This is a genomic window from Paenibacillus sp. FSL H8-0280, assembly GCF_045040665.1.
Classification (GTDB): Bacteria; Bacillota; Bacilli; order Paenibacillales; family Paenibacillaceae; genus Paenibacillus; species Paenibacillus xylanexedens_A.
Map to the genome: position 1 here is coordinate 6,908,094 of NZ_CP150296.1, position 19,181 is coordinate 6,927,274.

General features: G+C 45.4%; 16 protein-coding genes. 5 read left to right on the top strand and 11 right to left on the bottom strand.

Going from position 1 to position 19,181, the window contains the following annotated elements; translation table 11 throughout:
* Positions 1-50 precede the first annotated feature (50 nt).
* From MHI12_RS30040 to MHI12_RS30055, 4 genes are read left to right on the top strand one after another with little or no spacing between them, the layout of a single operon-like run.
* A complete protein-coding gene (locus MHI12_RS30040; protein WP_405171152.1) occupies positions 51-1,133 on the top strand; it encodes an iron-siderophore ABC transporter substrate-binding protein in 1,083 nt (360 codons plus the stop codon).
* Complete coding sequence (locus MHI12_RS30045) at positions 1,126-2,166, top strand: FecCD family ABC transporter permease (protein ID WP_405171153.1); 1,041 nt, start codon at positions 1,126-1,128, stop codon at positions 2,164-2,166. The genes MHI12_RS30040 and MHI12_RS30045 overlap by 8 nt, the downstream gene beginning before the upstream one ends.
* Positions 2,163-3,194, top strand: coding sequence for a FecCD family ABC transporter permease (locus tag MHI12_RS30050; protein ID WP_405171154.1), 1,032 nt, complete (start codon positions 2,163-2,165; stop codon positions 3,192-3,194). Before MHI12_RS30045 ends, MHI12_RS30050 begins: the two co-directional genes overlap by 4 nt.
* Positions 3,194-3,994 carry an ABC transporter ATP-binding protein gene (locus tag MHI12_RS30055; protein ID WP_405171155.1) on the top strand — a complete coding sequence of 267 codons (801 nt, stop codon included), beginning with the start codon at positions 3,194-3,196 and terminating at the stop codon, positions 3,992-3,994. The genes MHI12_RS30050 and MHI12_RS30055 overlap by 1 nt, the downstream gene beginning before the upstream one ends.
* Before the next feature lie 275 nt (positions 3,995-4,269).
* Here MHI12_RS30055 and MHI12_RS30060 read toward each other — a convergent pair whose 3' ends face one another.
* From MHI12_RS30060 to MHI12_RS30080, 5 genes are all read right to left on the bottom strand, one after another.
* Entirely contained in the window at positions 4,270-5,409 is a 1,140-nt protein-coding gene (locus tag MHI12_RS30060) for a 5-methyltetrahydropteroyltriglutamate--homocysteine S-methyltransferase (RefSeq protein WP_339298655.1), read from the bottom strand.
* A 191-nt stretch (positions 5,410-5,600) separates the two neighbouring features.
* A complete protein-coding gene (locus MHI12_RS30065) occupies positions 5,601-7,454 on the bottom strand; it encodes a hypothetical protein (protein ID WP_405171156.1) in 1,854 nt (617 codons plus the stop codon).
* Positions 7,455-7,465: 11 nt separating this feature from the next.
* Positions 7,466-9,757: a glycosyltransferase family 2 protein gene (locus tag MHI12_RS30070; RefSeq protein ID WP_405171157.1), complete on the bottom strand. Its 2,292-nt coding sequence runs from the start codon at positions 9,755-9,757 to the stop codon at positions 7,466-7,468.
* On the bottom strand, positions 9,757-10,851 hold the full coding sequence (locus tag MHI12_RS30075) for a GtrA family protein (RefSeq protein WP_405171158.1): 1,095 nt from the start codon (positions 10,849-10,851) through the stop codon (positions 9,757-9,759). Before MHI12_RS30075 ends, MHI12_RS30070 begins: the two co-directional genes overlap by 1 nt.
* A 163-nt stretch (positions 10,852-11,014) precedes the next feature.
* Positions 11,015-11,209, bottom strand: a complete 195-nt coding sequence (locus MHI12_RS30080; protein WP_405171159.1) for a hypothetical protein — start codon at positions 11,207-11,209, stop codon at positions 11,015-11,017.
* 94 nt (positions 11,210-11,303) lie between these two features.
* On the opposite strand from MHI12_RS30080, the gene MHI12_RS30085 reads away from it, so the two are divergent.
* Positions 11,304-12,026 carry a YheC/YheD family protein gene (locus MHI12_RS30085; protein ID WP_405171160.1) on the top strand — a complete coding sequence of 241 codons (723 nt, stop codon included), beginning with the start codon at positions 11,304-11,306 and terminating at the stop codon, positions 12,024-12,026.
* A gap of 84 nt (positions 12,027-12,110) precedes the next feature.
* On the opposite strand, the gene MHI12_RS30090 is transcribed toward MHI12_RS30085, so the two are convergent.
* From MHI12_RS30090 to MHI12_RS30115, 6 genes are all read right to left on the bottom strand, one after another.
* The gene (locus tag MHI12_RS30090) at positions 12,111-12,449 is read right to left on the bottom strand and encodes a hypothetical protein (RefSeq protein ID WP_315938951.1); all 339 of its coding nucleotides are present in this window, start codon (positions 12,447-12,449) and stop codon (positions 12,111-12,113) included.
* Positions 12,450-12,722: 273 nt separating this feature from the next.
* A complete protein-coding gene (locus MHI12_RS30095; protein WP_405171161.1) occupies positions 12,723-13,283 on the bottom strand; it encodes a DUF4303 domain-containing protein in 561 nt (186 codons plus the stop codon).
* Between the two features lie 318 nt (positions 13,284-13,601).
* Positions 13,602-14,219, bottom strand: coding sequence for a hypothetical protein (locus tag MHI12_RS30100; protein WP_405171162.1), 618 nt, complete (start codon positions 14,217-14,219; stop codon positions 13,602-13,604).
* Between the two features lie 412 nt (positions 14,220-14,631).
* Positions 14,632-15,177, bottom strand: a complete 546-nt coding sequence (locus MHI12_RS30105) for a 50S ribosomal protein L25 (protein WP_405171163.1) — start codon at positions 15,175-15,177, stop codon at positions 14,632-14,634.
* Between the two features lie 364 nt (positions 15,178-15,541).
* The gene (locus MHI12_RS30110) at positions 15,542-16,660 is read right to left on the bottom strand and encodes a GNAT family N-acetyltransferase (RefSeq protein WP_405171164.1); all 1,119 of its coding nucleotides are present in this window, start codon (positions 16,658-16,660) and stop codon (positions 15,542-15,544) included.
* Positions 16,661-16,861: 201 nt separating this feature from the next.
* Entirely contained in the window at positions 16,862-18,985 is a 2,124-nt protein-coding gene (locus MHI12_RS30115) for a 5'-nucleotidase C-terminal domain-containing protein (protein ID WP_405171165.1), read from the bottom strand.
* Positions 18,986-19,181 lie beyond the last annotated feature (196 nt).

The window sequence follows — 19,181 nt, forward strand, 5'->3', positions numbered from 1 at the left end:
AGGATGTTAAGCACTACCAAATACATTTTAGATTCAGGAAGGGGAAACAAATGAATACAAAGAGAAAGTTTCCATTAACGGCGTTACTGATTTCACTGATCTTTATCCTGGCATTGGTAGGTTGTGGCAACCAAACAGCTGAGCCAGCAGCAACTCCTGCTGCAAGTGATTCGGCAGCTCCAGCTACAGAAACACCAGCCGCTACAGTTGAGAATGCCGGATATCCAATTACGATCAAGCATGCACTGGGCGAAACGGTTATTGAGAAAAAGCCTGAGCGTGTAGCTACTGTACAATGGGCCAACCAAGATGTCGTTCTCGCACTTGGACAAGTTCCTGTAGGTTTCTCGGCAGCTAACTTTGGTGTTCAGGATGACAGCGGACTGTTGCCTTGGACAGCTAAGAAACTTGATGAACTCGGTGTAACCGACCCTAACGTTTTCCAAGATACAGACGGACTTGATTTTGAAGCGATTTCCGATTCCAATCCAGATGTTATTCTTGCAGCATACTCCGGTATCACTCAGGAAGACTACGATCTTCTTAGTGAAATTGCTCCGGTTGTAGCTTACCCAACGGCTCCATGGGCAACGACATGGCGCGAGCAGGTTACTTTCAATGCGAAAGGTATGGGTATGGAAGCAGAAGGCGAGCAACTGATCAAAGATACAGAGGCCATGGTCAACGAAAAATTAGCCGCGTATCCTCAGATCAAAGACAAAAAAGTGGTTTGGGTTAACTTCTCCGCTGAAGACATGTCCAAACTTCATATCTATACACCTGTCGATTCTCGTGTATCTTTCCTGGGTGAGCTGGGATTGGTTGTCCCAGAGAGTATCACAAGCCAAATTACAGACCCTAACAGCTACTCCCTGAGCTTAAGTGCAGAGAATGCTGAAGCCCTTAATGATGCAGATATTATTGTTGGATACGGAAATGCTGAGTTGCTGAAAGCCATTCAGGCTGATCCGTTGCTGGGTAAAATCCCTGCGGTTAAACGTGGTTCTGTAGCGTTCATTGAAGCAGATACACCTTTGGTTGCTGCTGGAACGCCAAACCCATTGTCCATTTCCTACACGATCGATGATTACCTGAAATTAATTAGTGGAGCCATCGATAAAATCAATGAATAGTACATCGCTTTCGAACGATAATCGAATACGAGCACATGTCCCCAAGAACTTCATCTTGGTGTTAGTCATTTGTTTCATCCTGCTCGCTGCAACTCTGATTGCCTCACTGGTCTTTGGCTCTAGACCCGTGAGGTTTCATGAGTTAATCGACGGATTATTCCACCCGGAAGTAGACTCTTATGGGGCAAACATCGTGCGCAAACGAATCTCCCGAACAGTATTCAGCTTGTTATGCGGGGTAGCACTCGGCGTATCAGGAGCACTGATGCAAGCCGTTACCCGGAACCCACTTGCCGACCCAAGTATATTGGGTGTCAATACAGGGGCATCTCTGTTTGTGGTTATGGGTATTGCATTCCTGAACATCAGCAGCGCCAATCAATATATCTGGCTGGCACTGGCCGGAGCTGCAATAACGGCTGTGTTCGTATTCGGAATCGGCTCAATGGGGCGTGGCGGAGCCACGCCCATTAAGCTTGTTTTGGCCGGAGCGGCCATCAGCGCCGCGCTCTCCTCACTCGTCACCGCCATTATGATCCCTCGTTCGTATGTCATGGACCAGTTCAGGTTCTGGCAAGTGGGCAGCGTAGGATCGGCAACCTGGAGTGGAATCAGTACGTTCATCCCGTTCCTGGTCATTGGGGTACTTATTGCGTTTCTTACGGCTCCGGCACTAAATGCGCTGGCGCTGGGTGACGATGTTGCAACAGGACTCGGTGTTCGCACAGGAACACTTCGATTCATTGCGGCTCTTGCAGGGGTTTTATTATGCGGAGCAGCTACTGCTCTTGCTGGACCGATTGGTTTCATCGGATTGTTATCCACCCACGTCATACGCCTTATACTGGGGCCCGACTTACGTTTTGTCATACCGATGTCAGCCATAGCTGGAGCGATCATTCTAACGATATCCGATGTCGGTGGCAGACTCATCAGCAACCCTGGAGAGCTTGAAGTCGGAGTTGTTACCGCATTTATAGGTGCTCCAATATTAATCATCCTTGCGATGCGATCGAAAGTGCGTTCATTATGAGAGATCAAGCGATTGAATTTATTATGGCGGGCAGACATCATCGACGTCGCCGCTGGATACTTGTCACCAGTCTTCTTGCCATACTTGCATGTGCTCTTTGCTGCACCATGCTTTTGCTTGGCAACACAATCTATCCGGTTAAAGATGTCATCAGCTCCCTTTCGGGAGAGAAGATCAAAGGTGTGTCTTTTGCCGTAAATACGATACGTCTACCAAGAATGCTTACAGGTCTCTTTGCCGGATTTGCCTTCGGTATTGCAGGTTATACCTTCCAGACCATGTTGCGGAACCCGCTGGCGAATCCAAATGTCATCGGGATCACGTCAGGTTCAAGCGCTGCGGCTGTGTTCTGTATCGTTGTGCTTCATGCAAGCGGAGCCATTGTTTCCCTGGCTTCAGTGATTGCAGGTCTGGCTACGGTGTTGTTCATATATGTACTCTCCAGAGGAAAAGTATTCTCCATCGGAAGGTTAATACTTATCGGGATCGGTATTCAAGCCATGCTTGATGCGGTAATCTCCTATCTCCTACTGGTTAGTTCTGAAAAGGATATCCCTGCCGCAATCCGATGGCTCACAGGTAGTCTGAACGGTTCTCAGATGAGTGCACTACCACCTCTCGTGATTACCGTACTGATCTGCTCACCCATCATCATGATGCTGGGCAAACACCTCAGTATATTGGAACTCGGAGAACAATCGGCGTTCTCACTAGGTGTAGACACGGACAAGACCAGAATTGCACTTATTGTCAGTTCAGTCTGCATGGTTGCCATCGCTACGGCGACTACAGGCCCGATTGCCTTTGTCTCCTTCCTTGCGGGACCTATTGCGAAGAGACTCGTAGGTGTTGGTTCTTCGAACATTATCCCAGCAGGTCTGGTTGGCGTTAATCTGGTTCTAGCCTCAGATCTCATCGGACAGTTTGCTTTTGAGTACAGATTCCCCGTAGGCGTCATTACCGGATTACTCGGAGCACCGTATCTGATCTTCCTGTTAATCCGAATGAATCGTAAGGGGGAGTTATAATGAAACCGACACATGTATTTGAAGCGAAACAACTCGTTGCGGGATATGAAAATAAAACGATTATCCACGGTGTGGACATTGTTATACCGAGTAACCAAATAAGCGTCATTATTGGCTCTAATGGTTGCGGTAAGTCTACCCTTTTAAAAACCATGGCCAGGCTCATTAAGCCTACATCCGGTAGCATTACGCTGGACGGCAAAGCCATTAGCAAGATCCCGCCCAAACAATTGGCTCGTGTGATCGGGTTACTCCCGCAGTCTCCCATTGTTCCAGAGGGTATTTCAGTAGCGGATCTAGTTGGCCGCGGAAGGTTTCCACACCAATCCTTGTTCAGTGGCTGGACCAAGAAGGATTATGAGGCTGTAGCCGAAGCCATGACCATTATGAACATTACCGAGTTTGCCAATCACAATATTGATGAGCTTTCAGGCGGTCAGCGTCAGCGCGTCTGGATTGCCATGGCGCTGGCGCAACAGACGGATATCCTCTTTCTCGATGAGCCGACGACCTTCTTGGACATCACGTATCAAGTCGAGATTCTGGACCTGCTTACCGAGCTGAACCGCAAACATGGAACGACTATTGTGATGGTACTGCACGATATCAACTTATCGGCACGGTATGCAGATCATATCTTTGCGCTTCACACCGGAAAACTTGTGGCTGAAGGCAAGCCCGCAGAGGTGATAACCGCCCCACAGGTCAAAGATATTTTCGGATTGGAATGTACGGTTATTGAAGACCCCGTCTCGGGATCACCGATGGTGGTGCCTAAAGGGCGATATCATGCGAGATAGACAAATAGCGGCAGTTGCGACAAAGTTCCCTTTGTCCTAACTGTCGCTATTTTATTTCGTCCACCACACCTCTTCCTCAGACATGCCGATTCCCTGAACCATTATTCTTATCTCTACCCATTGCTTCACTCTCTTGGCTGTTATGGGCTCCGATCAAACATCCACTCAAAAGTGAGGGTACACCAAAAAGCCATACGGATGATGGTCCGTACGGCTTTTTAGCGATTTTTCTTATACGTAAACACATGCGTAAATGATGAATGACGCTGCGAAGGTTACTTCCAGAGCTCTTCAGCAATTTCCTTAATGAAGGCAAGCTTGCGCCATTGTTGTTCCTCGGTCAGATGGTTGCCTTCTTCCGTAGAAGCGAAGCCGCATTGCGGGCTCAGGCAGATTCGATCCAGATCAACATATTGTGTAGCTTCCTCAATCCGTTTCAGGATATCTTCCTTGTTCTCCAACTCTCCGAATTTGGAAGAGAAGAGGCCAAGTACAACCTGCTGATTGTCCTTCAGGAACCGAAGAGGCTTGAAGTCTCCAGCCCGTTCTGTATCAAACTCCAGATAGAATCCAGAGTAGTTATCGATGCTCAGAAGTGTCTGCGCAATCGGCTCGTAACCGCCACCGACTCCTGCAAACGTTGAAACATAATTACCGCGGCAGACATGAGTGGTTACCACGAGGTCTTCCGGCAGGCCTGATACCACATCTTCATTCAGTTTTGCGAGTTCGTTTGCGTACTCTTCCACATTAACGCCAATCTGCTCCATCACTGTGATGAACTGTTGGTCACACAATGCACCCCATGTGCAATCATCAATTTGGATGCTGCGGCAGCCGGCTTCATAGAAAGCCAGGATGGATGCTTTGTACGCCCCAGCAATGTCCGAGAGAAGCTCTTGGCGGTTCGGATAGATGGCCTGTGTGCTTTCTTTATTATCTGCCCGGTCCAATTCGAATAGGAACTGGGCTGCTGCTGGAATGGATTGACGGGCAACAACGTCTTCCCCAGCCGCTTCTTTCAAGAAGGCATAGTGCGCTACAAATGGATGACTGCTATAGCTGATTTTGCCGCTAAGACGGGCTGTTTCCGGTCTGGATGTCGCACCGTTAAATCGGTAGCCTTCCTCAATGATCGTCCGCTCTACACCATCCAGTCCCCAGAAGAAGTCCAGATGCCACCAAGAGCGGCGGAATTCGCCGTCCGTTACAGCCTGAAGTCCAACCTCTTTTTGCTTCTGTACAAGTTTCACAATCTCGGCATTCTCCACTTCATTCAACTGTTCCGTGGTAATTTCGCCGTTCTGGTATTTTAATCGGGCATCTTTCAACGCACTCGGGCGTAGGAAACTGCCCACAATATCATATCGAAATGGAGTGACTGTTCGTTGTTTAGGTTCTGTTTGTAGGCTCATAGTTTAATCTCCCCGTTTATCATTATAGAATTAAATATAACATATCCGATCGGAATAGCTGTTCTACAAAAGAGTTATAGCCCGCTATAGGTATAAGCTATAGCGGGCTATATTTAAGGAGACTCTATATACAATCATGTATCAATCTTATCTGACCGGGTACCTGGAACAGGATCTCAACCTCTATGATCTCAAGTCAACGTAAGAACGATCTGATCCCCGGAACGGGTGATTTTGTAGATCCCCTCTTGCATGTCGATGCCATAATGCTTTTTCAGCAACCACTTGGCGTTGAGATCCGTCTCGACGACCACTAGATAATCGTAGCCGCTCAGAAGGTTGTCCATATTATCCTCATAGAACAACACAATCCCGTCCACATGAGGAGCATACAAGAAATACTTCCCTACATATTGCATGTAATAGTTCGTGACCTGTTGGTCCCTGTCTGAGGCGTAGAAGAGATATCTATTATTATCCACCTGCCCACCTGAGTACCACCGATCACCAGTAACCGCATGAATCTTGTAAGGGAGCGTTGTATCATAGCTTTGGGAGATAGACACGATACCATTGTATTCGGACAAAAGGATAGTGGCAGCAACCGCCATACAGCCGATAATTCCTTTTTGATAATGACCCTTCGTCTTGACCGTCTTAAAGGATTGATAATCAGGCACTTCACCGATCCGATAGTGGAATGAACGCTCTAGGTCGATCGCAGCGCATAATACCAGCCCACCGGCAAACAGCACCACGATACTCGATGCATAACGCTCAAAGCCTGCCAGGACAATGGCTTCATCCAATGGCATGGAGAAGAGATACAGTGCCAGAATACCCGCATAGTACAGTAACAGAACAACGTCCAAAGCAATTAATGCTTTCCACAAGTTCCACTTCTTCTTGAGCACAACAACGGCGAATACCGAAGCTCCGATCGCGATAAGCTGGAAAAGTAAAATGCCGAGCACAGGCCTGGACGTGATATCTATGCTTGATTTCAGGAAGAGCGTGAGAATCTCCCATTTCTGTTCTCCCGTCTTGCCCGCTTTGATCACCGCGGCTGTTCCCTCGAACTTGTTATTAATGCCTTGGAACACCGTCGCCATTCGCCAGCTCCAGCCGAAATACGGAAGTAGTGAACCACCAATGGTACCCAGCACAGCCAGTCCGACTTTCCAGTCCGAGCGTTGCCCATTTCTCAACCATGTATACACCAGGAAGATCAGGCCGATCGCGGCGAAAATAATACCCGTGCTTTTGATGATGGTCAGCAATCCGGCAAGCGGAAGAACAACAATACATGCCTTTTTGATCTCATTCCGATATTGGTAAATCACCGCCAGGATCGCGAGTGCGTAGATCGGAAGCAAGAAATCCACGAGGAGATTGGTGATCCGAATCGTCAGATTGAAAAAAGAAAGCGTAGATAACCCGAGTCCGAGAAAAGCGTACAGAAGAAAACGTTTCTTCTCTGAAACAATGCCAAACATGGCATAAAAACATGAAAAGATAAGCAGACCTTGTGCCAAAAGCATCACGGACTGGGAATGCCCCATGAAGCGACAGACATAATAAATAAATGACGAAGTCCCAAGCGGATAGTTTTTAAAATCAATCAAGTTGGAGTCTGGCGTCGGAAAGGCATTTGTACTCAACATCTGCTTCAATACAATAGCCCAGTGCGAGAAATTATCGTAGTGTGTCAATTGATTTTGGAACAGAATCAGCAAAAAGATGAACGTTCCGCCCAGAAAAGAAAACTGAAATAACGAGAACAATACATTCGGCTTGGTCCCTCGTCGGACAGCTCGAACCAGCGTACCTCTAACAAACACCAAGCCTAGTATCAACACGATAATACTTCCTATAAAGAGCTGACCTGCCAAGCCAGCGAAATATACGATGCAGGCAATCGAGGAAAACACAAATACAGGGATAAACTCCCACCGTAGTGCAAGTGTCTTCCTAACAAACTGCATATAACCAACAAAGGAGATTATCAATAAAACTCCCATCACAAAATGAAGCACAATGAGCATCTTTATCTCTCCTAACCCTCTCTGGTGGAACGATCGGAATGTGGCTGAATCAAATCAGTCAACAATTGGTCGATCAGGCCCTTCTCTACAATATCATCGATATTCTCCACCGAGAGGAGCACTTCGCGCTCACGGGCTGTCGTTTTTCCCGTATGTTGCAGAATGACTTCAATATTACTCTTCGTATAAAAAGTAACCACCGCTCCCGAAGCAATATCCCCATGGAAACCCGTCGCGGAAAAGAAACGATAATTGAAGCTGCGCAGTGTACAGCTAGCACCATTGGTGAAATGAACTGGAAGCTGAAGGGAAAGCCGCGGCATTTTTCGCTGATCCGATCTGGGTTGAACAATACGTTTTTTCACATTACGTAACATATCGTCATAAGCCGTATCCCACAGATTCATCTGCTCTGGCAATGAGTGTTTACGGTCGTAGATGATTTGCATATATTGGCGGTTATCATGTTCATCGACCGGCTGAACCGTTGCCGAGTAACGCCAGCCCTCTCCATCCTGTTTCACATAAACGATGACTGCATCGAGTTTGGCCTCATACCGGTCGGTTTTGACGACCAAAGAGATGATTTTCTGTTCAGCCAAATAAATGGGATAAGGGACATAGAAGGCAATACCTTGTTCAGATACATCCACCGTCTTGGCCTGATAACGCAGATTGTTGGCTTGGTCGTGAATCGTGACATCTTCCTCCGCCCGAATCCGTTCTGTCTCCCGATACGCACGGCGGCCGATCATGAAGAACAGGGCGTAACATAGTGCGATCATGTTATGAATCAGCCAGAAAATAATGATACTGCTGAAGAACAGCGCAATGCCGTACTTGCCATTGACATACCGAATCACGGCTGCAATGGAAAGCAACAGCAGGAAGATATGCGGAAGTGCATATAACAGAGCAGACATCCATTGTCGACCGCTCGCTCTGCTTTTGTTGGTAACTTTGAACTCTTTCTCACGAATACCCAATGTCTCCAGGAGAACCGGCCAGATCAGATAAGGCATAAATATGGTATCGATAACCTGACTCCAGCGCTGATTCCGAATATTGCTGGACAGATATCGCATGGATACACTATAGAAGAAATAAGATGGAAGCCAGAATATTAAGATTTGCCAGAAGGTTGTATTCACAATCTGGAAGTCGAACAACGCAAACAAAATAGGTGCCAAAATGAAAATCAAGCGGTTAAAGAAGGACCACCAGTATAAGAAACTGCTTAAGTAGGTCACTCTCGTCCAGAAAGGGAGCTTGCCAGATAAAGGTGCACGCGTATTCTGCAGGCTCTGAATGATACCCCGTGCCCAACGAATTCGTTGCTTAATCATGCTCTTCACTGTTGTTGTTGTCTGCCCGGCAGCTTGAACCTCTTGAGTCGCATAGGTAATATAACCTTCCTGCTGCAAGCGGATGCTTGTCTCAAAGTCCTCGGTGATTGTATTGAGCGGAAAACCTCCGATGTCTTCCATACCCTGCCGGGAAATGATCGTATTACTTCCTGTATATGCTACCGCATTGGAGGCATTACGTAGGATGTTTACTTCTCTGGAGAAGAAATCCTGTTCATTAGGGATGCCTTGCTCTGCATACAGGTTAAACTGGAAGAGATCCGGATTGTAGAAGCTCTGCGGGGTCTGTACCAGACCAAGCTTGAACTTAGGGTCCATTTCATCCTCTCGGCGAAGACGCCATTCCCCGTTCTCCTTAATAAACGTAGAGAGCAGGAAATAGGGTACCGTTTTCATCAGGAAGGTGTGCTGTGGAATCATATCTGCATCAAACGTTGCAATGAGCGGAGACGAACTTTTGCTTAGAGCATTGTTCAGATTACCTGATTTGGCATGCTTATTGCCGGGGAACCCCAGATATCCCACGCCAAACTGTCTGGCAAGCTCCTCCACCTCTGGTCTTGCTCCATCGTCACAGAGATAAATATGAACCTTCTGTTTGTCCGGATAATCCATGAATGTACAGGCATTAACGGTTTTATATAACAGATCTACAGGCTCATTATGGGTAGCGATAAATACATCCACATCCGGATAATAATCCGGCGGAACGATTGGAAAGTCGAGCTGTGTACGTTCTTTTTGCATCTTTTGAAAGAATAATTCAAAGGTTGTCAGTACGGTGACCGTTTCAGCAACAATCAACAGCATACCAAAAATGACGTTCAGAACGCCCTCACCCCATGGCAACGTAAAGAACGTACGCCACACCAAATAAATCGACATCAGGATCATCGTGATGACAAAAAAGATATTCTGCCTTTTTTCGTTTTGCACTATAACTGCTTCCTCCTTGCTGCAAATACCCATCTTCGCTGCAATTGGAAACTGAGCAGGAACAGCAAGGCATCACAGACGAATTTCGCCAATTTCTCATCTACGAAGAGAACGGTATGGAATATATATACGCCGGTACTGGATAGCAAGATCACCACTCCGCATAACGTCAGATAGCGCCATAGACTTCCCTGGCTATCCTCTTTGCGGAATACAAAGTGTCTGTTCAGTACGTAGTTGACTACAATGGAAATAATTCTGGCAATCACCGTTGCGAGTAGAATTCTTAGATAGTGCTGCTCACCCAACACAGGCCGCAACGCGTCGATCAAAAACCAGGCAATGCCCAAATCAACAACAGAACTAGCTACAGAGGAAGAGATAAAGCGGAAGAAATTCGAGAACAATACACCCATGACCCGTGCACTATCCTGAACTGCTTTAAAATGTGTTCCTGCATTGCCATTCTCATAAATGACTTGAATCGGCATGGTATGAATCGGAATGCCCGATTGAATACAAGAAATAAGCATCTGCAGTTCATATTCGAATCGAGTCCCGCGAACATCCTGCATAAACGCAAGTAGCCCGGGACCGAAGGCACGGAGGCCGGTCTGGGTATCTGATAACTTTTTTCCATATAACATAGCAAAGATAAAGGAGGTCATCCGATTGCCTAACAGGGACTTTGGCGGTATGTTCCCCTCACTGAAGTTCCTTACCCCGAGCACCAACGAATCTGGATGAAGCCTTGCTTCTTGGGCTATACGGTAGACATCCTCAGCCGCGTGCTGTCCGTCTGAATCAGCGGTTACAACGAAGGAAGATGCATCGAATTGCTGAGCAATATACTGAAATCCGGTCTTAAGTGCCGCACCCTTCCCCTGATTTTCCGCATGTGTTAGCAGAGCACAACCATTCTCACGAAGCTCCTCGAAAATCGACTGGTAGGCCTCACCCGATCCGTCGTCCACAATAACAATATTGGTCAAGCCATACTCTCGCAATTGCCGTACATAGGTTGGAAGTCTCTCATCCGGTTCAAGTGATGGAATGAGGATGATCGCTTCGCCGTTTTGTTTACCTATAATCATCCTGATAAGCCTCAATTCGACATATTTCAACATTTTTTTTGAATATTGTGAGTATAACATCGAAAAGGCATACAGTAAACGAATAATCTGTATATATATTGGTAAAAAAGTCGCGCTTTTTATAAGCTAATTTATAGGTAAAAAGCACTAGTATAAGGTTAATCTAGCACTGCTCGAACAATTGCACATTTGGCTCTTGTTTCAGTACATGTACCAGCACGGCATGCAGTTGTCCACGGTTGTGATAGAGGTGTACCTTCGTATCCAGAAGCCACTCGAAGCGTGAATGAACGCCTCCCCAGAATGCAGTCATTTCTCGCAAAAGTTCATCTTCTGTCTCCATCGACCGATTGGACATGCATCGACTTACAAATCTGGACGAATGGCCACTTATGCGGATCACGAATTTGAATTAGAATTACCGTAGACGATTGAAAAAGGCTGTGATTCCAATGTTATTCGAAAGAGACAAATGGTTGCAGTATGGCATTCTGCGCGATGAGCCCTCTCTCGCTGAACGTTTGCCAGAAACACAGTTGCTTGAGAAGGATACGCTAACGAAGATGCTTCTTCAGTATCCCAGCGTTGTACTGAAACCTCGTAATGGCAGTTACGGAAGGGGTATCCTGTTCATTAAACGAAGCGGTGCAAAGGCTTATCGTATTCAAAATGAAAATAACACAGTCACCATGAGAGACAACGAGCAGTTACTCGAATGGTTCGAACAAACAATCAAAAGTGATGAATATATTGTCCAAAAGCGTCTGCAGCTTGCTCAAATCAAACACAGACCGTTCGACATTCGGATCATGGTTCAGCGCAAAAAGGGTTCCTCGTCCACTTGGAACGTGACCGGTTCCTATGCTAAAGTCGCAGCGCAAGGATACCAAGTCACCAATGTGAATAACCGCCCCATTCCAGTTCTTAAAGCACTGAGACTATCTCGAATTGGAGATCGGCGCTTACTTGTCAGAGCGGAACAAGTTTCACGATTAGCTGCCAAACGATTGGGAGAGCATTACCCTATGCTTAGACAAGTCGGGTTCGATATAGCCATCGACAAGAAACGGCGAATTTGGATTATCGAAGGCAATTATCAACCAGCCTTACGGCCTTTCCGACTTTTGAAAGATTCCTCGATGCACCGCAGAATATTATGGTACAAAGAACATTAAAGCAAAAGAAGACGACCAGCCTTTTACTCATGGCCAGTCGTCTCTTCCTGTTTAGTACCTGTTCTTGATATTAACCCTCTTCGGTTATTTCCGGCATTTTCTAATCGCACTTGTAACACGTGTCACTCGGAACTGATTTACCCCTACCTGTATAATGGCGAACTGGCTGTACGAAGTACCAGAAGAGGTATACGGTTCAGCCTCAATATTTCCACTCGGTGTTCTAACCGTTGCTGTGATTCTAGTTACCAAGCAGACTCCACGGCTTGAAGCTCTCCAAGTCTCGTCACGCTGAACACTATATCTATCGTTGCTACAAAAAATGGATGCATACTCCACTACTCCACTCGCATTAAACGAAGTCGAGTTATAGATCTGAACAGGGTCATAACCACTAGGTGCTCCAGGTCTTCTATTTCCCATTCTCAAAACCTCCTTTTTATTGATAATCTATTAGATGCAGTTAAATAGTTTTGGTGAGGTATAAATGTGGACAAGGCAGAAAAAGTGTGTTTGTACAGTGGTAGGGGGGAACTGGTAGCTTGATGTCAAAACTCAAGCACGAAAAAAAACCACCCTTTACTGTACAAAGGTGGTTCGAAAATTATAGTCCTATTATCATAATCATCTTATTCAGCCAATTGAGTCGAAACGGTACATTATAGACGGTCAAAACTCTCCAAATTGCAGATGCTTCTATTCTGCTGCCTCCGCCAACCATGCTTGCATAGCCGGAGATTCCGCCCGATTCAAACGTAAGGCAATTTCGGTATTGATCTCATCTGGTGGCATGACTTCAACAAGGACACATACGGACTCTCGCGGTTGATTTAAGGCAAATACGCCTTCATCATCGAGCATTTTTATCGCCAGCTCCATGGCGTTCAGCCTCACATCCAACTCCCGATTCCAATCATCATACTCCAGATCCGCAATGAAAGGACGCTCGTTATATCGTTGTTTGACATCGTCAAAGTGATCATCCTGAAAACAACAATAGGGCGAATCCGCATACGACCATTTGATGAGATCCGCAATCGTGGAGACCGGCGTATCACTTTCCTCTGCTTGCCTAGCCGACTCCAACGCCAAAGCTTCCCACGACCAGGCAGAGATGCTTGGCGCATGTCCTTCGCCAGTAGTGTATAGCGTACAATAATAGTAACGTTCACCATTTTCAAAAAGGGTGCAAAAAGACGTTCTGGCGGCAGCAGCGATCTCTATGGCCAGTGTCTCTATTTCTTGCAGTGGCTTCATGATTGGAGTCCCCTCTCCATTTGTTTATCATTTGCCCCTTCGATATGAATTGGCTATTTGGACTAGATACCAGACACCCGCACCCACAAGGATAGCAAACACCAGATTGATGCAGCCGAACACGATGAGTGACTTTGCTTGGCCTGGACCGATCCGAAAAGCGGTAGCTAGCTGGAAGACAGCCGGTAGCAAAAATGCCAGCCAGGAGATGGTTATAAGCTTTTCTGTTCTGAAACTCCACCATACTGCTGAACATGAGGCAACTAGCAGTACCCAGGTACAGATAAGCTTTAGGGCGAACATCATTTCGTCCCCCTCCTATTTACCATGAATCACAAGCCCATATTTACCGGATATCCACGATTGGCTCAAGTCGTGCATTGCATCATAGCTTATACGCACAGAGGGCTTCTGTTCCTTCATCGCATCTGCATCATGGGCTGAGAAGCGAAGGGGTTTGGTCATTTTTTTGATCAAGTCTCTTATTTCATCGAAAAACGCATAGGTTAGCGGCTTATGGTCCCGGATATCCTCATATATATAGTACTTTCCTTTTTCATCTTCCAAATTAACTTGAAAACCTTTCGGAAATGAAAGCAAGATACACGGCAGTTCATCCTCTGCCCATTGTCCGTGATATGGAAAAGAAACCTCTTCATTTCTCACAAAAAATCCTGAACTTTCTTGATCTGATGCAATCGAAATAGAGTAAACAAAGAAGGGATGGATGTCATCTCTCTTTTCTCCTGCCACAAAATACTGATAGAACGTCTGATACCCCTCGTACACCTGTCTATAATCATGTTCTGTTCGGGTAGCATTGGTACGATAGAATTGCGCTTGCCGATGCTCCAAAAGCTGCAAAAGGCTTTTAAACTCTTCAGGGGTGATGAAGAATCTCAGTTTATAGAATCCGCTATTCTTTAATTTGTCCATTTCTTTTCGCTCACCGCCCTGTTTAGAAATGTTATGCCAATGACCTTAGCGGTTCAGGTTTACTCACCGCTCTTCCTCATCTCTATCTCTATCTCTATATTGAGCGTTAATTCATCCGCATCCATTCTTATATATCAACTATATATGTATCTTATTTCCATTATAGTGATTACCTTTCCTGAGTCTACCTACTTTACACCTGAATTTTGCGAATGGACTTTGAAAGGGTAGCGAAATGTCAGGATTAATTGCGCCTGTATGCGAGCCAAAGCATACGTGAGGTGAATTCCAGACTACCCGACTTGTAAGGATGGGAGCACTCAAACATCTCGTAATCAGCACAAATTAGCCGTACGGGATGATCACCCGTACGGCTAATTTTGACTTATTCAGCTTTGCGAATTCGGAATTGTTAAGGTTTAACTACAGAGAGAAGAGACTCATTCCCCTCAGAGATGACCGTCACATCTGGTGCAAACGTTGCATCACTTACATGTAACGTTTCACCAAGTTCCATAGCACTAATGTCAAATTCAATCGACGTTGGCAAGTGTCTCGGCAATGCCTCCACTTCAATAGAAGATAATTGAACTTGCACAACTCCGCCCTGTTTTGTCCCAATCGGCGTGCCGTTGAACTTGACAGGAATTTTAGTGCGCATGATCTCATTGGTCTGCACCTGTTGAAAATCCACATGAATCAAATCGCGTGTAACCGAATCCCGTTGAAGGTCTTCCAATAATACGGTCAATGAGCCTTTCTCTTCAAACTGCAATTCAATAAAACCAGACGCTCCATGCTTCAACCATTTTTGAAATTCTATTGTTGGAATATGAATCATCTCATTCTCCGTATTTCTGCCAAAAACAATACCTGGCAAACGCCCGGATTTACGTAGATCCTTAAGTCGAGAAGAATTTAATGGAATGCGGGTCTCCGCCTGAAAACTAGTAGTCATGCTATGTTCGCTCCTCTTTATTAAATGATATTTTCACATTTTTAATACTCATCCAACCATCCCCTGTTGGGGCTAAAGAGAGAAACATAGCATCACCACCTCCATATACGATCCAATTGATTTTAAAATACATTTAATGTAAGCTCCCATAATATACATGAAGGCACTCTACTCCGAAGAGTAGAATGCCTATGGGATGCCTCCACCCTATCATAGAAACATCCTTTTGTCGATATAACCCCATAATATGATCAAAAGTGTCTCCATCCTGTCCGCATCGTTATCAGCATAGAGACCACCCAACGTGGAGTGGCCTTCATGTCCTCATCTCTAATTTATATATCCTTAATACTCGTTGGATTCGTCAGAATTTATCGATCTTGTACCAGAATATCGGGAGTGGAAACCACCCAACGGGCGCAGCAACTGCCATATAACGGCCATGTTGTGTAAGTAGAAGCGCCTGAGCCTGCTGCTTATCAAGGACAACGGCATCGGTCTTAGCAGATCGCTCGACAGTCACACCACTCGCATCCACTCGCGCAGTAATCGGCTGACCGTCCATAACTGCTGAGAATTCTCCCTCCACTATCCCTGTGGTTTTGAATTTGAGTGTCAGATATGCCTCCAATACATTGGCAAAGTCCAAAATATGATACATATCCGATGTCTCAATAACATAGTCTTCCGCAATGTTGCCAAGTGTCGTATTCAGCGGAATGTCATATTCCGGCGTAAATATAGATATACGATCCGATCTGCTATGTACCATATAAGCCTTAATCGTCCGCGAAATATCTACCTCATTTTCCAACGCAAATTCAGATATCTCATCGCCTGTTTCATTTACAATTAGATACCCGATCAGTTTACCTTGATCCAGAACGCCCAGCGCCTTTTGATGGAGGCTGCTGAAAATAAGCGGCAATTGCTGCACTGTACGTTCAACATAAGCAAGCCGCGAGGTGTTGATGCTAAGTGCAAAGGACTTTGCTCCCTCAATCTCGAAGAACGACCTGAAGGATATTCCTGTGTCGTTCACATGTTTTAAGCCATGGCGCACATTGGCCTCTCCCACAATATACTTAAGCTTTACACCACCAAGCGTGAAGCCAAAATACTCATATCTCTGCCGCTGACCATATAATACAACCATATCACACATATTGCGCAGTTCCTCAAGCCACATGTCCATGAGCACCTTCATATGTCCTTCGCCACGTGCCCGTGGGTGGACCGATACAGTACCCAAATAGCCGGTTCGCAGGGTATAGCCACATACCGTCAGAGGCTCTGGAAAAACAGCTACCTGCGCGCGCAGCCTGCCTTCCTCATCTACAGCAACCTTATGCATGGCAGAAGAATCTACGTTCTTCCCATACCCTTTGGGCATCAAGGTTTCAAAATCCAAGTGAAAAGCATAGTTGGCTAAATCGATACATTCTTCACGCTCATCTGGAGTTGCCACTCTGTATTCAGTCATTTGCCCTATCCCTTCAACATCAATATTGATAAACAGCCTTCCAAAACATAATTCTAGGAGCATATTCAATATCCTGCCCAGCAGCGTAGAAGAGGTCGACCACATGTAAGCATGAAAAAAACACATCCTTAATTGGGATATAGACTTCTCCCAATCGGATGTGTTTTCCTGTTCTCATATAAAGTTTGAATAAGTTCTATATTATGAAGCTTTTGCTGCAACAGCTTTTTCAATTAATGCTTTTGCATCGTTAGTAGTCAGACCTTGTTTAGGTTGAAGTGATTTTTTATCTGTTCCAGCAAAAATACCTTTGTCAATCAATTTTGCCATAGGTTTAATTGCATAAGCAGACACGGATTTACCATCTTCAAAACTAGCAATAATCGTAGCAGCGTCTTTATCAGTCGCTTGATCTTTTACCAATTTAGCAAGAATCGTAGCAGCTTCTTCACGCGTGATATCCCGATCAGGATAGAAGTTTCCACCATACCCTTGAATAAATCCAGCATGCGTAGCTTCAGCAATCGCATCTGCATATGCAGCATTAGCCGCAACATCCTTGAATGCAGGTGCTGTCGCTACTTCGTTAAGTTTCAACATGTCGACCAGAGCACTTACAAATTCAGCACGAGAAATGACTTCTGTAGATACAGGTGTTTCTGTTGGCTCAGTAGATGCAGCCAGGTTTGTGATACGTCCTTCATTTTTAGCTTCGATGCTACCGCCTTTATACGTATCTACGATGTACTGGTAGAATACATCCAGATCGATAGGACCTGCCAAGGATGATTTAGCATCCACCAGCACTTTATAGTTATCTCCACCTGCAGCCATAAAGTTGTTAACTACAGCAGTATATGTTTTTGCAGGATCAATAGGTGTACCATCTTCAAGACTAAGACCAGTAACACGTTCTGCGACCGGCTTATTGAAATCTGCAGTGTATTTTAAACCAGAGATTTGAAGTGTTTTGGTATTAGGTGTACCGTCAGCGTTGGTACCCCATTGTTGTTGCAACAAAGTTTTAATTTGTTCGCCAGTCAGTTCCAGCTTCACTAGAGTGTTACCAAACGGTTGGATTTTGGCAAGATCAGCAAAGGTCACATCGCCTTGTGGCAGATCCGCACGAATACCGCCTGGATTCATAAATGCAAAGTCAGCAGCACTTGCCTTATCCCCAAAGTCTGCTTCACGCATTGAATCTGCAATGAGGTTTCCTAGAGGGGCTTCGTTATTATAAGCATCTGTACGGGTAACAGAACCATCCGTTGTACCTACTGGCTTCGTCAGCTCAGGATGCTTGTCCAATGATTTTTTAATAATAGCTAAAGATTCAGGGTCTTCTTTTACACCCTCTTGGAAAGTCGTTGTAACAGTCGCTGATTTTTCAGTTACATCCCCGGTAGCAGGGTCAATCATCAACTTGATATCTTCAAACGCCGTACCATAGGAATAAGCTTGAACGATCAACTTTCCATTCACTTCACCGTTAGCCAATGCATGATTGTCACCTGCAACGATAACGTCAACAGGGGAATCCGCCGGTAAAGCTTTTGCCAGATCAGCTGCTTCTCCAGTAGTTACGCCTTCTTTGGTTGTTGCTGGATCATGTGCCAAAACAATGATCGTTTCTACGCCTTGGTCTTGCAATTCTTTAGCATATTTATTAACGGCTTCCACTTCTTCTTCTGGGCTTAAGAAACGTACGCCAGCTGTCCCAGATGGAGATACTTTGGCAGGTGTGGATTTCGTGACTAGTCCGATAAATCCAATTTTGACTCCGCCCACTTCTTTAATCACATACGGCTTAATCAATGTTTTTCCTGTGGCAGTTTCAATCACGTTTGCATTGACGTAATCAAATTTTGCACCGGCATGCGTTACTTTTCCTTCTTTTGGATCAAGGCCACCAAAGATCTGTGCCTTTAAAGCAGCGACACCTTGGTCAAATTCATGATTACCCAAGGAGCCTACATCAAAGCCCATCATATTCATCCATTCCATGGTAGGCTCGTCACGATCCAAAGATGAGGCTGGAGCAGATGCACCAACAGAGTCTCCATTATGGAAGAGTAGGGAGTGTTCATATTTGGCTTGAGCTTCTTTCAGATAGGTTGCTAGAATTGGAGCCGTTCCTGCCTTCTTATCACCCACGATTGATGTGGTATCTAACTGGCCGTGGAAATCATTAATTCCAATCAAGTGTACTTCTACATCGTTACCTGCGGCAGAGACAGAACCTGCTGCGCCCAACAGTTGCGTGAGTAATAGTGCAGCGGTAGCTACACGCAGTGTGCTTTTACCCAAAACTTTTTTCCAAAACATGAATGAAAAAACCCCTCTCCAATTTTAGATCCTGAGATATTTTACCATAGTTCAATTCATAAAAATCATAAAATATATAAAATGTATGTAAAAATTTTGGGAGATTTATAGAGGAGATGCATAGTTACTACTAGCTAAAAATAAAGACACCCTACAGGGTGCCTTTATTTCCTTCATATAATTGCTCAGAACACTC

Coding starts and splice junctions, on each gene's coding strand:
- MHI12_RS30040 (WP_405171152.1), top strand. CDS start 51: ATGAATACAAAGAGAAAGTTTCCATTAACGGCGTTACTGATTTCACTG.
- MHI12_RS30045 (WP_405171153.1), top strand. CDS start 1,126: ATGAATAGTACATCGCTTTCGAACGATAATCGAATACGAGCACATGTC.
- MHI12_RS30050 (WP_405171154.1), top strand. CDS start 2,163: ATGAGAGATCAAGCGATTGAATTTATTATGGCGGGCAGACATCATCGA.
- MHI12_RS30055 (WP_405171155.1), top strand. CDS start 3,194: ATGAAACCGACACATGTATTTGAAGCGAAACAACTCGTTGCGGGATAT.
- MHI12_RS30060 (WP_339298655.1), bottom strand. CDS start 5,409: ATGAGCCTACAAACAGAACCTAAACAACGAACAGTCACTCCATTTCGA.
- MHI12_RS30065 (WP_405171156.1), bottom strand. CDS start 7,454: ATGCTCATTGTGCTTCATTTTGTGATGGGAGTTTTATTGATAATCTCC.
- MHI12_RS30075 (WP_405171158.1), bottom strand. CDS start 10,851: ATGATTATAGGTAAACAAAACGGCGAAGCGATCATCCTCATTCCATCA.
- MHI12_RS30080 (WP_405171159.1), bottom strand. CDS start 11,209: ATGTCCAATCGGTCGATGGAGACAGAAGATGAACTTTTGCGAGAAATG.
- MHI12_RS30085 (WP_405171160.1), top strand. CDS start 11,304: ATGTTATTCGAAAGAGACAAATGGTTGCAGTATGGCATTCTGCGCGAT.
- MHI12_RS30090 (WP_315938951.1), bottom strand. CDS start 12,449: ATGGGAAATAGAAGACCTGGAGCACCTAGTGGTTATGACCCTGTTCAG.
- MHI12_RS30095 (WP_405171161.1), bottom strand. CDS start 13,283: ATGAAGCCACTGCAAGAAATAGAGACACTGGCCATAGAGATCGCTGCT.
- MHI12_RS30100 (WP_405171162.1), bottom strand. CDS start 14,219: ATGGACAAATTAAAGAATAGCGGATTCTATAAACTGAGATTCTTCATC.
- MHI12_RS30105 (WP_405171163.1), bottom strand. CDS start 15,177: ATGACTACTAGTTTTCAGGCGGAGACCCGCATTCCATTAAATTCTTCT.
- MHI12_RS30110 (WP_405171164.1), bottom strand. CDS start 16,660: ATGACTGAATACAGAGTGGCAACTCCAGATGAGCGTGAAGAATGTATC.
- MHI12_RS30115 (WP_405171165.1), bottom strand. CDS start 18,985: ATGTTTTGGAAAAAAGTTTTGGGTAAAAGCACACTGCGTGTAGCTACC.